This is a genomic window from Campylobacter ureolyticus (assembly GCF_027277485.1).
Lineage (GTDB): Bacteria > Campylobacterota > Campylobacteria > Campylobacterales > Campylobacteraceae > Campylobacter_B > Campylobacter_B ureolyticus_B.
This window is the reverse complement of sequence record NZ_JAPXGQ010000007.1, coordinates 23,236-38,232: the sequence shown is the minus strand read 5'-3', so window position 1 is coordinate 38,232 and position 14,997 is coordinate 23,236. Positions and strand designations below refer to the sequence as shown.

Genomic DNA, 14,997 nt, shown 5'->3' with positions numbered 1-14,997 from the left:
AGATAAAATGCGTATAAATTATGCCTTAAATGATGAGGATTTTCTAAGCTCACTAAGTTCTTTTGACCTAGAAATAGTTGAAAAAGTTAAAAAGCTTTATTTGGAATGGCTTAATGAACATAAATTTAGTGAAAATAGATTTGAGGAATTAAGAGTTTTTATGAGAAAAACTTTACAAAATCCCAAAAATTTAGAAATTTTTAAAAGGCTAGATTAAATGAATTATTTAGATATAAAACAAGTTATAAGTTTGCACGATGATATAATGGATGAGATTAATGGCCTAAAAGGCTATAATAAAACTCAAGCAAACTACCTTGAAGCAGCACTTGAACACATAACAAATAATGAATATTATTTAACTTTTTATGATAAATTGGCTCATTTAATTTATTCTATTATAAAATTCCATCCATTTTATAATGGCAATAAAGCAGTTGCAATTTATGCTGGAATGGCTTTTATGCTTATCAATAAAAGCGATATTGCAAATAATGAGTTTTTAATACAAAATTTTTATACAAAAATGGAAAATGTTTCTATAAAAATAGATAAAAATAAAATAACGAAAGATGATTTAACTCAAATTTTAATTGAAATTTTAAAAGGCACAGGTTTTGAAAAGCTTTAATAATTCAAATTCTAAAACTTCAAATTTTAATAATGAAAATTTTCAAATTTCAAAAAATATAGAGTGGGCAACAACCAAAGCCGCTATTTTTAGAAAGAGTAGAAACGCTTTAAAAAAAGTTAGTGATATAGATTTTGTAGATATTGATTTGCTTGTTGGGCTTGATAGGCAAAAAGATGAAATTATAAAAAATACTAAAAATTTCTTAGATAATAAAGGTGTGAATCACGCGCTTTTATGGGGAGATATGGGTTGTGGAAAAAGCAGTCTTTGTAAGGCTGTTTTTACTATGTTTTTTAATCAAAACTTAAGAGTAATTGAAGTTTCAAAGCATGATTTAGAAAGCTTGATAGATATTTTAGATGAAATTAGAGAAATTAGTGAGTACAAATTTATAATATACATTGATGATTTGAGTTTTGAAGATGGTGATTTTAGTTATAAATTTTTAAAGCCTGTATTAGAAGGAAGTATTGAACTTCCGCCAAAAAATGTCTTGATTTATGCCACTTCAAATAGAAGACACTTGGTAAATGAAAATATGAGTAACGAAATTCACGAAAAAGAAGCTGTTAATGAAAGGCTTTCACTAGCTCAAAGATTTGGACTTCAAATAAGCTTTTACGAAGGTGGATTTAATGAGTATTTAGACATAGTCGATAGTTATTTTAAGTGTTTTAAAGGCGATATTAGCGAACTTCATTTAAAAGCTAAACAATTTGCAATGCTTAGAGCAAGTAGAAGTGGAAGAGTTGCAAAACAGTTTTATTTAACTTTTAAAGATGAGTTTAAAAATAGTAAAAAGTGAGATTAGATGAGTAGTAATGAGTTATTTGAGCTTTTATATAATGAAATAAATTTGAAAAATCACTTTTGGTGGCCTAATTATGGTACTTTTGAGGTAGTAATTGGAGCAGTTTTAACCCAAAATACAAAGTGGCAAAATGTTGAAAGCTCACTTTTAAACTTAAAAAATAAGCGCGTTTTGAGTATAGAGGGAATTTTAAGCTTAGATGATGAAACTTTGGCAAATTTGATAAAACCAAGTGGCTTTAATAATGTAAAAACCAAAAGACTTAAAAATTTATTAAGTGCTATTAGTTTGGAATTTGGTGACTTTGAAAATTTTAAAGACAGTGTTGATAAAGAGTGGTTAATTTCTCAAAAAGGCATTGGAGCTGAGAGTTGTAGTGCGATTTTATGTTACGCGTGCGAGCGTGATGAGATGGTTGTTGATAACTACACGATAAAAATATTTAATTTTTTAAACTATGAGTTTGAAAGTTATCTTGAAGCTCAAGAATGGCTTTGTGGGGTGGATTTTGATATGCTTAGTAAAAAGTATGATTTTAAAAGTTTAAATGAGTTATATTGTGCATATCATGGGCTTTTTGTCGAGTTTGGAAAAGAACATATTAAAGGCTATAAATTTTCAGAACATGCTAAAAATTTACTTGCAAAATTAATATAAAACAAGATAAAAATATCAATATATTATGAAGTCATAAATATGGAAATTTTCTACATTTTATTTAAATTATTTTTGTGATTAAATTTGCATTTTTTGATAAAAGCATAACATTTTAATAGGTTTAAAAAAGATTTTAAAATTTAAAGGATTTATAATGAATGAGGAGTTTTTTAAGCTTAGTCAAAGAGAACATTTTTTAGGCTCAAGACTTGAGATTGTGGATGTTGATTTAGAAAAAAACCCTGAAATATTAGGTGAGCTTATAAATAATTCTGTCATTAAACAAAATTTTAAAAACAAATATTTTAGTGAAAATTTATTTAATGATGGAGCAAGTTTAATCTATCCAAAAATGAACTCAAATTGTGGATTAATTACAATTTTAGTAAAAAACGAAAATCGAAATATTTTAGCTTCACTTCATCCATTTTTTAATGAAATTGGACTAAATTACAGGGGGGAAATTAGCGAAGTAAATGTTTGGGAAAGCGGAGTAGACGCTCAAATTTGTTTTGATTTAGATATCAATGAAATTACATTTTATGATACAAGTTTTTTAGAAAATAGAGAGTTTTATAAGTCAAATACAAAATTTCAAGCCAGAATTTACGGCGTTTCTTATAAAGCTTCGTTTTTAAAAGATAAGAAGATAGAAACTATCGTAAATGAAAAATATGCCGAGGCTTTTGATAAAAAAGTTGGAGAAGCTATGACTTGGCACACTGGTAGCATGAGTGCATTTTTACCACTTGATAACAGCGGAGGTGATATTGATGAGTATGAAGTTTGTGGAAAAATCAGCTCTATTAGAAAATTAAAACTTGATTTTTGTGATAAATTTGCATATGTTTGTACCATTGATTGCATGCGTGGATTTGATGACTTTTATGAATTTGAGATTGTGATTACGCAAGAAAACTGGAGTGAAAAGACCCCACCACAAATTGATTCTTATATACATTTAAGATGCTTTTTTATGGGCGAAATTATCATTTAAAAAATTTCAATAAAAGTTTATTGGATTAGCAAATTTAAAAACATTTCAAAATTTTTAAATTTAAATGGCAGATTTGCTATGTTTTACATAAATTTTATATAAATTTGCAACTTTATATAGAAAATAAAGCTTCAAATAAAGAAAAATATGCTAAATTTCACAAATCTTAACAAAAAGGATTTGTATGGAATTTACTCAAATTTCAGATGGTGTTTTTAAAGCAAATTTTGCTTTTTTAGAAATTATTAAAAAAATAGCTGGTAGCGATATTTTCTACCGCGTAAATTTAGATTTTTATGCTACTTTGATATCTGTTTGTGCAGTGCTTTATCTAGGAGCTATCATTACTAGAAGAGTTCAATTTTTAGATAAATATAGTATTCCTATTCCAGTAACTGGTGGTCTTATCATAGCTATCGTTTTGTTTTTAACTCAAATTTTATTTAATGTAAAAATTGGCTTTCAAGAAAGCATTAAAGATCCACTTATGCTTATGTTTTTTACATCTGTTGGTCTTGGTGCTGATATTGCAAGTCTAAAAAAAGGTGGAAAACTTTTAGTTTTATTTGGAATTTCAGTTTGTCTGTTTTTATTCGTTCAAAATATCATTGGTGTAAGTGTTATGACAGTGATGGGAGAAAATCCTTTACTAGGACTTCTTGCTGGATCGATTACTCTAAGTGGAGGGCATGGAACAGGTGCTGCGTGGGGAGATGTATTTAGCAATGCTCCATATAATTTTATAGCTGCAAAAGAAGTTGCTATGGCAAGTGCTACTTATGGACTTATCGCAGGTGGTCTTTTAGGTGGTCCAATAGCACAAAACATTATAAGAAAATATAACCTTAAATCAAGCGAAGTTGAAGTTGAACACGATACTAGCGATGAGGTTTTTGCAGAACCACAAGTAGAAAGACTTATAACCGCTGGATCATTTGTGCAAAGTTTAGGGCTTTTTGCTCTTGCTATGTTTATAGGAACTACAATTTCTGCTCTTACAAAAGGCTCTCTTATAACTTTACCTACTTTTGTTTGGTGTTTGTTTTCGGGAATTATTATAAGAAATACACTAAGTTATGCAAACATTCATCAAGTTTTTGATAGAGAAATAGGCGTTATAGGAAATGTTAGTTTAGGCTTATTCCTAGCAATGGCAATAATGACTTTAAATTTAGTTGAGCTTACAAAACTTGCTATTCCTTTGATTGTTTTACTTGCCATTCAAACTGTTGTTATAGCAATTTATGTTAGATATGTAACATTTGGAATTTGTGGAAGAGATTATGATGCTGCTTGTTTAGTTGCTGGACATTGTGGTTTTGGTATGGGCGCAACACCAACAGCAGTGGCAAATCTTCAAGCAGTAACTTATAACTTTGGACCATCAAGAATTGCATTTATTGTAGTTCCTATAATGGGAGGATTTTTTGTAGATATTGTAAATGCTTTAACTATTAAGTTATTTTTATTTTTACCGATGTTTGCTTAATGTTTTTATTTTAACCCCTTTTTTAAGGGGTTAAGTTTTTTTAATCTTCAACCAAAACAGAGGCTGGATTTATACTATCACCATAAATAGGCTTTATAGTTTCATCATAGGCTTTATGAAAGAATTTCTCACTATTTAGTTTTGTAATGAGTTCATTTATCCACTCTAATAACTCTTTATTTCCTTTTTTCACAGCTGGAGCTATAACATCGTGTTCGCCAATACTTTCGATACCTACTTTAAACTCAGGATTGTTTTTAACCCATGCAAATAAAAGTGTATTATCATGAGCTAAAGCTTCTCCACGACCATCAAGCAAGGCTGCAAAAGTTTCAGTGTTTTGATCGAATTTCATAGTTTTTAAATCTTTATAGTTTTTTGTAAAATAAATATCCGCAGTTGTTCCTTTGTTTAAAATTAAAGTTTTTCCTTTTAAATCATCAACACTTTTTATAACGCCATTTTTACTAGCAACACCGATACTTACTTTCATATATGGTTTTGCAAAGTCAACAACTCTTGCTCTATCTTTTGTTTGGGTGAAATTGGCTAAAATTACATCAACTTTATTAGCTCTTAAAAAATCAACCCTACTTGCAGCTTCAACAACTGTATATTCTACTTTATTTTCATCACCAAAAAGTGCTTTTGACATCTCTTTTGCTAAAGCTACATCAAAGCCTTGATTTTTACCATTTTCATCAATATAGCCAAATGGAGGTTTATCGCCAAAAACACCTATTTTAATACTTCCACGCTCTTTTATCTCATCAAGCGAAGCTGCATTTACTAAATTTAATGCAAAAAATATACCTAAAAATAGTTTTAAAAATTTCATATTATCTCCTTTAAAAAATTTATGATAGTATTTGATTATAGATTAAATATTTTATAAATTATAAATAAAATTTTTAATTTTTAATAAAAATAGTGGTAAATTTTTAGAAATTCACCACTATGGTTTTAATTTTGAGTTAGCTGTTTATCTTGCGCATAACTTGGTGAGCGAGGTCCTTTTAGTATGCAGTCATGACAATCAGTTGCAAAAACTGAATTTGAAGCAATTACTGACATATCATATCCACTATCAGCTATTGTATTTGCTATTTGATCAATTGCTGCAGTTATAAGCATTCCAATAAGTCCTTGATTTGAATTAGCTGAATTATTACTTACTAATGTTTTTTTATCCCAAAGAGTTTTTCCAGTTTTTAAATCAACCAATTTTACATCTGCTTCAACTGTGGTTTGGCTATTTAAAATAGCATAGCTTGTGCCATATTTTGTGATATTTATATAAAGCACACTATCAGCGCCAAAGATCTCTTGAAGCTTGTTTAAGGGAATGTTTTTAATATCATTTGCATCATAAACACCATTAAATTTAAAAGTATCATTTACTAAAGCCACAGGAAATACATAATACCCAGCCTCAGCCAAAGGCATAGTTGCATTTGCAAGCATAGCAGGAGAAGCTTTTATATCAACTGATTCATTTGTTGGCATTACAACTAAAATTGATTTTGGTTTTGACTCCAAAAATGCCGAGTAGTCATAAATTTCAGGCTTTCTAGCACAACCTACAAACATAAAAGATAATATCAAAGTTATAAAAATGCTATTTTTCATCTTTTTTACCTTTGTTTGATTTTTTCAAAAACTCGATGTAAGTTTTTGACTCAGGATAAAGCTGTGCTTCTTTATCAAGGTAACTAATAAATTTACCGTAATTTCCCAAATTTGAGTATAAAAGCCCAAGATGAGCATAAATTCCTGGTGCAATAGGCTTATTTTTTTCATATGATTTTTGAATCAATTTTTCTAAATTTGCAATTTGTTCGTTTATATCACCATCTTGCTTTGTATATTCATAAACAGACTTTGCATAAGTTCCATCCCAGTAATAAATGCTTTGATTTTTTGTTGCACAACCTACAAAAAAGACAGCCATCAAAACAAGAAAAATATATTTTTTCATTATTTTATTTTCCATTCGCCACTATCTATCGCACTTGCAAGGTTATTTACAGCTTCGTTAATCGATAGGCTTAAAACTTTTCCATTTAGTGTTGAGTCATATCCAGCAGTTCCGCCAAAGCCGATAACTTCTCTATTTGATAGTTCAAACTCTCCTGCACCTTGAGCTGAAAAAACAACTTCTGAAGTGCTTACATCAACGACATTTAGATTTACTTTTGAGTAGGCAACTTGTGTTTTTCCTCTACCCAAAATCCCAAATAGCTGATGATCACCATGAGTTTTTCTACCAAACTCAACAACATCGCCTGTTATTACATATCTTGCGCCTTTTAAGTTTTGAGCTTTTTTGCTAATTGCGCTTTCTTCTTTCATCGCTCTTAAATTTGTTCTATCCAAAACCGCAAATCTACCAGTTTGCTGCAAACTAGTTATTAGGATAGTTTGAGCTTGGTTGCCAAGTCTATCTTCACCATCGCTAAAAACTCCATTATTATAAGAGCTTTGGTTTGAAAACCTGCCTATAGAAACAGAAACTTTTTCGCCGCTATAATTTGTATTTGCGATGGCAACTTTTGGAACATTTATTGCTCTTTGGCTTTCACTTGCACATCCACACAAAAAAACAACTCCAATAAGAGCTGTAAAAATTAAATTTTTCATCTATTCTCCTTGTTAAAATTTAATTTCATTTTATCTTTTTTTGACTTATTACAGCTTTAAAATTTCTTAATCTTGGCTAAATTTATCTAAAATTTCACTATTTTGAAGTTTGCTAAATTTGCCAAAAAATACTCTCTTTCCTTTTTCTAAAATAAGGACATTTTTTGAAATTTCTTTTGCAGCTTCTAAATCATGAGTTATAAAAATAATGCTTTGTTTTAATTTTTTTAAAACATTTAAGACTGAGTTTTTGTTTTCCTCATCAAGTCCAGCTGTTATTTCATCACAAATTAAAATATCAGATTTAATCAAAAGAGCTTTTAAAATGCCTATTCTACTTGCCTCGCCACCGCTAATTTCGTGAGGAAATTTTTGTAATATTTCTTGATTTAAATTTAAAGTTCCAAACAAATTTTTTACATCACTACCAGTAAATTTTAAATGCAAGTATTTTTTTAGTAAATTTATGCCTGTTTTTATCCTTAGTGTTGGATTTAGGCAAAGTTTTTGAGTTTGCATGATGAGTGAAATTTTTTTATTTAAATTTCTACTTTCTCCATTTAAGAGTATTTCGCCATTTGTTGGCTTTTCTACTGCGCTTAGCAAATTTGCTAATGTACTTTTTCCACTTCCACTAACGCCTAAAATTGCTAGATTATCTCCATTTTCAAGGCTGAAATTTATATCATATAAGACTTGAATTTTTTCTGTTTTTTTGTTTATATGTTCTTTAAAATCATAAAATTTATCAACATTTTTAACTTCAAGCATTTTTTAAAACTCCATTTTGCATCGTATAAAACTCATCTGCTACTGCATTTGCCACATTTTTTTGATGAGTTATAAATAAAATTTGAAGTTCATCTTTAAGGGAGTTTATGATTTTTACTATGCTTTTTTGATTTTGCGCATCAAGGCTTGCTGTTATCTCATCACAAATCAAAACTTTTGGTTTTAGACAAAGTGCTATGGCAATTTGCACTCTACTTGCCTCGCCCCCACTTAATTCATACGGAAATTTATGCCAAAGCAAATTTAAATCATCAAATAAAAGTTTTTCAAGAGCTTCAAAAGCCTCTTTTTTGGGCTCACTTATGCGGTCTTTAAGATATAGAAAAAAATTATCTCCAACATTTAAAAGTGGATGAAAACTTGCCTTTGCATTTTGAAATACAAGAGCGCAAATTTTACTTCTAAACTCTCTTAGTTTTTCGCCATCTAAAGATAAAATATCGTTTTGAAAGACACTAAATTTATCTGCACTTAGCTTAAATTCATCATCAAAGAGTTTTATAAAACTTTTTGCAAACATTGACTTTCCAGCTCCACTTTCGCCCATTATACAAACACAGCCATTTTTTTGCATTGCAAAATCAATATTTTTTAAAATTTGCACTTTTTTATAAAAAAGATTTAAATTTGAAATTTCAATCATATCTTTATGCCTTTGTCATCTGGCGTTATGGAAACTATGCAAAAAATTAGTAAAAATAGCATAAATCCAGGAAAAAATGCAACCCACCAAGCTCCCATAAAAAGAGCATTTGTGCTTTCATTTATCATTAGTCCCAAACTTATCATATTCAAATCCCCAGCCATTCCAAAAAAACTAAGTGTGGCTTCGTGTGAAATCGCATGAGCTGAGTTTATGGCAAAAAGTGATAAAAAAAGTCCCTTTAAATTTGGCAATACTTCATAAAATAAAACCTTAAATTTACTAGCTCCAAGGCTCATTGATTGGATTATAAATGGTGATTGGTAAATTAAGTTTATGCGACCTATAAAAACTTTTGCTGAACTCATCCATGAAAAAAGTGAAATTACTAAAATTATACTTATAATCCCGCCTCCAGTAATTGAGGCAAAAGTTAGAATAAATAAAATATTTGGTATGCTTAAAAACGCATCAATTCCGCTTTGTAAGCTATTTTGTAAAGGTTTTATAAGACTAAGTGAAGCGTATAAAAATGCAATTATTGTTGCGATAAATCCGGCAATTGTTCCTATTATAAGTGAGTTTTTAAGTCCATAAAGTGTTCTTGAGAAAATATCTCGCCCTAAAAAATCACTTCCAAAAAAATGAGTTGAATTAGGCGCTAAATTTGTGTTAGAAAAATCACTTAAATTTGGATTAAAAGGCGCTATAAAGCTTGAAAAAACAGCTAAAATTACTAAAATTATAGTAATAAAGAGTATGATTTTATTTCGCATAGTTTCTCTTATCAATTAAAATTGCTATAATTTCAGCCGCTAAATTTGCCAAAATTACAAAAATAGCACTTAGTAAAATAGCTGCGAGTACTACAGGATAGTCTTTTGCTATTATTGATTTAAGTGCTAATTCTCCAATGCCAGGATATGAAAACACACTTTCTATGACATAACTTCCTGCAAAAACGCCACCAATCATAGTCCCAAAATAGCGCACAATATCACCCATTGAGCTAAACAGTGCAAGACGGTAAATTTGAATATTTTTTATCCCTCTTGCATAAAGAGTTTGGATAAAATCTGTGTTTAAATTTGAAATTATAATATCTCTTATAAATTTAACACTTGTAGCAAGATGTGGTAAAACAATCGCAAAAATAGGTAAAATAACATGTTTTAGGCTAATTCCACTAACGCCAAGATAATTAGCTCCTGAGCTTGGAAGAAGACCTAAAGCTATACTAAAAACATAGATAAATATTAGACCTAACCAAAAATTTGGCATACACATTAAAGAAAAAGTTGTTAAATTTATAAAAGTATCGATAAATTTATTTTTAAAAACAGCGCTTATTAGTCCTAAAATAAGCGAAAATACAAATATAAAAAATGATGCAAAAATTAATAAAATTATGCTATTAACAAGCCTTGTTTTAAACATTTCATAGATATCTTCACCACTTACAAAACTTTTTCCAAAGTTTAAATTTAAAGCATTTTTAAGCCAAGAAACATACTGCGTAATAAGACTTTTATCTAGCCCTAAATTTGCTAAAATTTGATTTTTCATAGCTTGCGACATAGCTTCAGGACGTGAAAACATCGCACTTGTTACATCGCCTGGTAAAAAATAAAGCAGTGAAAAAACTAAAAATGATAAAATAAAAAGCAGCCCAATGCTATAGGCTGCTTTTTTTAAGATTAAACTTATCAATTTTTAAAGTTCCACTCTTCTAAATTCCATAAAAATCCTGCACCATGGTGGCCTAAAATTTGTGTTTTTATGCCAGTTAAATTTTTATTATATGCTAGATTGTAGTCTAGATATGCGATAAAAATATAAGGAGGATTTTCATAAAGTGCATCTAAAAACTCTTTATAATAAGCTTTTCTTTTCTCTAAGTTTTGAGTGCTTCTTGCTTTTTTAAGAGCTTCATCTACTTTTGCATCTTTGTAGTGACTATAGTTCCAGCCGTTTTCATTTATATCGCTGTCTGCAAAGCCACCAAAAATTCTATATGTGTGAAAATCAGGATCAAACGGACTTCCCCAGCCAATTAAAAAGCTATCAACTTTGCTTATTTTAAATGCAGTTTTTGGCTTTGCAAAAGCTTTTGCATCAACGCCGTATTTGTTTAGTTCAGAGCTTATAACTTTTGACATAGCAACTCTTAAAGGGTCTGAATTAAAGCTGTAAATTTCAAAACTTAAAGTTTTGCCATCTTTTTCATAAATGCCTTTTTTGTTCTTTTTCCAACCAGCTTTTGTTAAAATTTCATCACCTTTTTTAGGGTTAAACTCATAAACTTTATCACTTTTTATAAAATTTTCAATAGGGTTGTTTGCTACGCTTCCGTGAGTGTGAAGCAAAGTTTTTACCATATCATTTTTATCTATAAAGTAATTTAGCGCAACTCTAACATCTCTATCTTTTAAAATTTCATTATTGTAATTAAACATTAAAGCTCTATAGTCAGCACTTTTAAACTTTAAGATATTTAAATTTTTGCTATTTTTAGCCATTTCAACACCGCTAAAATCAATCAATCCCGCATCAAGCTCACCACTTTTAAGTTGTATTAATCTAACATTTGCATCAGGAACTACTTTTAAAAATACTTTTTTAATTTTTGGAGTGCCTTTATAGAATTTATCATTTGCTACAAATTCTATGCTTTCGCCTTTTTTCCAATTTACAAATTTATAAGGTCCTGTTCCGATAGGATTATCGTTAAATTGATAAGTTGCTATATCTTTGCCTTCTAGCAAGTGCTTAGGAAGCATACCAAAGCTTAGTGCATCTAAAAATGGTGGAAAAGGTGTATCAAGTGTAACTTTTATCTTATAATCACCCAAAATTTCAACATCTTTTACCATTTCATAGTTTGAAATAGCAGGTGCATTTAGTTTTTTATCTTTTGCACTTTCTATTGTAAATTTAACATCTTCGGCGGTAAATTTAACTCCATCATGCCAGTAAGCATCATCTCTTAGATTAAATGTATAAGTTAGTCCATCTTTGCTTACTTCCCAACTTTTTGCAAGATCAGGAGTTACTTTTGTATTTTCATCGTGTTTTGTAAGACCTGAAAAAAGTAGACTTAAAGCTGGATCGTGATCCTCATCGTATAAAGGATTTAAACGGCTTGATTCGTTTTCAATCCCAACAACTAAAACATCTTTTGCTAAAGCGAAATTTAGAACAAAAGATATTAGTAAAAAAAGCTTAAAAATATGCTTCATTTCATATCCTTTTTAAAAAAATATTGACATTATAATATTTATTAAGTAAAAGTATTATTAAAAAGCATAAATTAATTTTTTTAAATAAATTTTATTTTTTTTATTAAATAAAATTATATTTAGTTTTGTTATTTAAACTGATATAGTTTTAAAAAATTTACTCCACGCAAAAATAAGATATAAAAATAAAATTGCCTTTAAAATTATAAATAAAATGTAGTTTTTATCCATAAAGATGGCAGTTAATGATATTATGGCGTAAAAAATGGAGAAGTATTTAAAGTCTAAAACAGAGCTTATTTTTGAAATTTCATCATAAATTTTATAAAAAACAAAAAAACCTAAAAAAGGCAAGATTATAACAATAACACAAAGCCAAATGTTTGGTTGTTCTGATATAAAAACCATCGCTGCAATAATGGAAAAGGCGATGTATAGAAAAATAAGAATTTTCAAATTTCTTATAAGATTGTTTTTTAAAAAGCTGAATGATTTTAGAGTTTTATGCATAAAAACAAAACCAGAGATTTGCATTGTCAATATTGTGTAAGAATTATCTAAAAACTCAAATAAGCCAAGATATCTAAAAAACCTTAAAATTTCAGCTGCGGCAAAAAATAAAATATAAGAATAAGCGTTGATTTTTAAATTTTCTACCATTTTTTTTGCCATTTATTTTTTAAACTCAAACATATTTAAAAATTTCTTTGCACGATCGGTTTTTGGATTTACAAAAAACTCTTCTGGTGTTGAAATTTCAACAATTTCACCTTTATCCATAAAGATAACTTTATCTGCTACTGCTCTTGCAAAAGCCATTTCGTGTGTTACGATAAGCATAGTTCTTCCCTCTTTTGCCAAATTTAGCATAACATCTAAAACTTCTCTAACAATTTCAGGATCAAGTGCTGCTGTAACTTCATCAAAAAGCATAATTTCAGGGTTCATACAAAGGCTTCTAACGATTGCAATTCTTTGTTTTTGTCCGCCTGAAAGCTCTCTTGGATAGGCATTTTCTTTGTCTTTAAGTCCTACTTTTTCAAGCCAAAACCTTGCTTCATCCATTGCATCATCTTTGGTTCTTTTTTGAACTTTTAGTGGTCCTAAAATGATATTTTGCATAACGTTTAAATGATTAAAAAGTTCATAACTTTGAAAAACCATTCCAACTTTTTGACGAATTTCTCGCCATAAATTAAAGTTTTTATCTATTTTGGTGCCTAAAATTTCCATCGTGCCACCTTGTATGGCTTCAAGTCCATTAATACATCTTAAAGTTGTGCTTTTGCCACATCCAGAAGGTCCTAAAATAACAACAACTTCGCCCTTATTTACACCAAAACTAATGCCTTTTAATGCGTGGTTATCACCGTAGTATTTATCTATATTATCAAGTTTTAAAATTTCCATTTTTATCTCATTTCATTTTCTATAAATTTAATCTCATCATCACTTAAATCAAAAATTTTATAAACTAAATCATCAGCATTTTTATCAAGTTTTGAAATTTTGTTTTGTAAATTTAAAATTTCATTTTTATCATGCATAAAAATTCTCTCCCACTGGTTTTTGAAATTTCGCTCATCAAGCTTATCTTTAAATTTAAGTTTTAAGGCTTTTGTAAATTCGGTTATAAACTCATCATAGGCTTTTAAAAGCTTATTTTCATCTAAGTTTTTAATTGAGCTTTCAACAATCTTTTCTTGAAACATTAATTCCACCTATTTTCTAGAATTTTTGATAGCTTTGATACTGGATAACATATCGCAAAATATAGGAAAAATACAAATCCATATACGATTAAAGGGGCATAGTTATTTGTAAGTAAGTTTAACTCTATTATTTGTTGAGAGACTTTTAAGACTTCTACAACGCCTATTAAAACAACTATTGAAGTGCTTTTTATCATTCTGCTAAGTAGGTTTATAGCTCCTGGAATAAGGCGTCTAAGTGCTAGTGGGATTATGACATAAATATAAATTTGAAATTTTTTAAGTCCTAGGCTTGCTGCGCTTTCAAAAGTGTGTTTTGGTATGCTTAAAACCGCACCTCTTACTAAATCCATCATTTCAAAAACACCCCAAATGCTAAAAACTACGATTGAGGCTGTTATGGCAGAAAAGGAAAAAATCGAACTTAGCCCAAAATAAACTATAAAAAGCCAAACAAGTTGTGGCATGATGCGGACTATTTCAAGACAAATTTTTAGTATTATATAGATAAATTTGTTTTTTGAACCCATTAAAACACCCAAAATAAGTCCGCCAATGAGTGATATTATGATAGAAATAAGTGAAATTTTAACTGTAATCCAAAGTCCAGCCATAAGACGTAAAAAATTTGTTTCATTTAGTATGACATCAAACATAGCTTAACCTTTTTTCTAAAAGTGTAAGAGCTAGTGAAATTGGCAAAATGATTATTAAATATGAAATAACTAGCATAAATAAAGCCTCATTTGTCATATAATAAATACCCATAATATCTTTTGCAGCATATACTAAATCAGCCAACGCTACAACGCTAACAACCGAAGTTTCTTTTATTAAAAATATTATATTTGCAGAAATTGAAGCTAGGCTTATCCTAAATGCTTGTGGTAAGATGACATAAAAAATAACTTGATTTTTAGATAGACCTAAGCTTAAACCTGCTTCAACTTGGGCCTTTTCAACTGCTTCAAAACCAAGTCTAAAACTCTCAGCCATATAGCTTCCACCTAAAAAAGAAAGACCTATAACCGCACACTCAAATCCATCAAGTTTTAATCCAAGCTTTGGAAGAGCAAAATATAAGAAAAAAAGCTGTATCAAAAGTGGAGTATTTCTTGAAATTTCTATATAAATATCGCAAATTCTACTTAAAAGTTTAAATTTATGGGCTTTTATCCATGCTATAAAAAGTCCAATTATTATACTTATTGATATACCTAAAAATGCAAGTTTTATCGTTAAAATAGCCGCTTTAACAAACATCGGCGAAAACTCTTTTATAAACTCAAAATCCATAAATTCCATCTAATCCTTAATAGTTTTATCACAAAAATAATTTAGACTATTTTAGCCTTATTTTCTTAAATTTAATAAAAATAAATT

The 14,997-nt window shown here is 29.1% G+C and carries 20 protein-coding genes; 6 read left to right on the top strand and 14 right to left on the bottom strand.

The features are described 5' to 3' along the window. Window positions 1-7: 7 nt before the first annotated feature. From O6B72_RS05000 to gltS, 6 genes are all read left to right on the top strand, one after another. Window positions 8-217: a hypothetical protein gene (locus tag O6B72_RS05000; RefSeq protein ID WP_258298691.1), complete on the top strand. Its 210-nt coding sequence runs from the start codon at window positions 8-10 to the stop codon at window positions 215-217. Further along, complete coding sequence (locus O6B72_RS04995) at window positions 218-631, top strand: type II toxin-antitoxin system death-on-curing family toxin (RefSeq protein WP_269492410.1); 414 nt, start codon at window positions 218-220, stop codon at window positions 629-631. A 58-nt stretch (window positions 632-689) separates the two neighbouring features. Continuing rightward, window positions 690-1,439: an ATP-binding protein gene (locus tag O6B72_RS04990; protein WP_269492461.1), complete on the top strand. Its 750-nt coding sequence runs from the start codon at window positions 690-692 to the stop codon at window positions 1,437-1,439. Window positions 1,440-1,445: 6 nt separating this feature from the next. Further along, complete coding sequence (locus O6B72_RS04985) at window positions 1,446-2,102, top strand: 3-methyladenine DNA glycosylase (protein WP_269492409.1); 657 nt, start codon at window positions 1,446-1,448, stop codon at window positions 2,100-2,102. Between the two features lie 154 nt (window positions 2,103-2,256). Beyond that, window positions 2,257-3,099, top strand: a complete 843-nt coding sequence (locus O6B72_RS04980; protein WP_269492408.1) for a hypothetical protein — start codon at window positions 2,257-2,259, stop codon at window positions 3,097-3,099. Window positions 3,100-3,283: 184 nt separating this feature from the next. Next, the gene (gltS, locus tag O6B72_RS04975) at window positions 3,284-4,588 is read left to right on the top strand and encodes a sodium/glutamate symporter (RefSeq protein WP_269492406.1); all 1,305 of its coding nucleotides are present in this window, start codon (window positions 3,284-3,286) and stop codon (window positions 4,586-4,588) included. Between the two features lie 40 nt (window positions 4,589-4,628). Here gltS and O6B72_RS04970 read toward each other — a convergent pair whose 3' ends face one another. The 14 genes from O6B72_RS04970 to O6B72_RS04905 form a co-directional block, all read right to left on the bottom strand. Further along, window positions 4,629-5,426 (bottom strand): cysteine ABC transporter substrate-binding protein, encoded by a 798-nt coding sequence (locus O6B72_RS04970; protein ID WP_024961545.1) that lies wholly within the window; start codon window positions 5,424-5,426, stop codon window positions 4,629-4,631. Between the two features lie 125 nt (window positions 5,427-5,551). After that, window positions 5,552-6,217 carry a DUF799 domain-containing protein gene (locus O6B72_RS04965; RefSeq protein ID WP_269492405.1) on the bottom strand — a complete coding sequence of 222 codons (666 nt, stop codon included), beginning with the start codon at window positions 6,215-6,217 and terminating at the stop codon, window positions 5,552-5,554. After that, the gene (locus O6B72_RS04960) at window positions 6,207-6,566 is read right to left on the bottom strand and encodes a DUF4810 domain-containing protein (RefSeq protein ID WP_269485704.1); all 360 of its coding nucleotides are present in this window, start codon (window positions 6,564-6,566) and stop codon (window positions 6,207-6,209) included. The genes O6B72_RS04965 and O6B72_RS04960 overlap by 11 nt, the downstream gene beginning before the upstream one ends. Further along, window positions 6,566-7,228 carry a CsgG/HfaB family protein gene (locus O6B72_RS04955; RefSeq protein ID WP_269488507.1) on the bottom strand — a complete coding sequence of 221 codons (663 nt, stop codon included), beginning with the start codon at window positions 7,226-7,228 and terminating at the stop codon, window positions 6,566-6,568. Before O6B72_RS04955 ends, O6B72_RS04960 begins: the two co-directional genes overlap by 1 nt. Before the next feature lie 66 nt (window positions 7,229-7,294). Continuing rightward, on the bottom strand, window positions 7,295-7,999 hold the full coding sequence (locus tag O6B72_RS04950) for an ATP-binding cassette domain-containing protein (RefSeq protein ID WP_269492404.1): 705 nt from the start codon (window positions 7,997-7,999) through the stop codon (window positions 7,295-7,297). Further along, entirely contained in the window at window positions 7,992-8,663 is a 672-nt protein-coding gene (locus O6B72_RS04945) for an ATP-binding cassette domain-containing protein (protein ID WP_034965144.1), read from the bottom strand. The genes O6B72_RS04950 and O6B72_RS04945 overlap by 8 nt, the downstream gene beginning before the upstream one ends. After that, a complete protein-coding gene (locus tag O6B72_RS04940) occupies window positions 8,660-9,439 on the bottom strand; it encodes an ABC transporter permease (protein ID WP_269492402.1) in 780 nt (259 codons plus the stop codon). The genes O6B72_RS04945 and O6B72_RS04940 overlap by 4 nt, the downstream gene beginning before the upstream one ends. Next, window positions 9,429-10,373, bottom strand: coding sequence for an ABC transporter permease (locus O6B72_RS04935; RefSeq protein WP_024961539.1), 945 nt, complete (start codon window positions 10,371-10,373; stop codon window positions 9,429-9,431). The genes O6B72_RS04940 and O6B72_RS04935 overlap by 11 nt, the downstream gene beginning before the upstream one ends. Next, window positions 10,370-11,902: an ABC transporter substrate-binding protein gene (locus tag O6B72_RS04930; protein ID WP_269492401.1), complete on the bottom strand. Its 1,533-nt coding sequence runs from the start codon at window positions 11,900-11,902 to the stop codon at window positions 10,370-10,372. The genes O6B72_RS04935 and O6B72_RS04930 overlap by 4 nt, the downstream gene beginning before the upstream one ends. 132 nt (window positions 11,903-12,034) lie before the next feature. Further along, window positions 12,035-12,574 carry a hypothetical protein gene (locus O6B72_RS04925; RefSeq protein ID WP_269492400.1) on the bottom strand — a complete coding sequence of 180 codons (540 nt, stop codon included), beginning with the start codon at window positions 12,572-12,574 and terminating at the stop codon, window positions 12,035-12,037. Then, window positions 12,575-13,312, bottom strand: a complete 738-nt coding sequence (locus O6B72_RS04920) for an amino acid ABC transporter ATP-binding protein (protein WP_114675150.1) — start codon at window positions 13,310-13,312, stop codon at window positions 12,575-12,577. It abuts the gene before it with no gap. A gap of 2 nt (window positions 13,313-13,314) precedes the next feature. Beyond that, entirely contained in the window at window positions 13,315-13,614 is a 300-nt protein-coding gene (locus O6B72_RS04915; protein ID WP_269492399.1) for a hypothetical protein, read from the bottom strand. Next, complete coding sequence (locus O6B72_RS04910) at window positions 13,614-14,270, bottom strand: amino acid ABC transporter permease (protein WP_269492398.1); 657 nt, start codon at window positions 14,268-14,270, stop codon at window positions 13,614-13,616. The genes O6B72_RS04915 and O6B72_RS04910 overlap by 1 nt, the downstream gene beginning before the upstream one ends. Then, complete coding sequence (locus tag O6B72_RS04905; protein ID WP_034907721.1) at window positions 14,263-14,910, bottom strand: amino acid ABC transporter permease; 648 nt, start codon at window positions 14,908-14,910, stop codon at window positions 14,263-14,265. The genes O6B72_RS04910 and O6B72_RS04905 overlap by 8 nt, the downstream gene beginning before the upstream one ends. Between the last annotated feature and the right edge of the window lie 87 nt (window positions 14,911-14,997).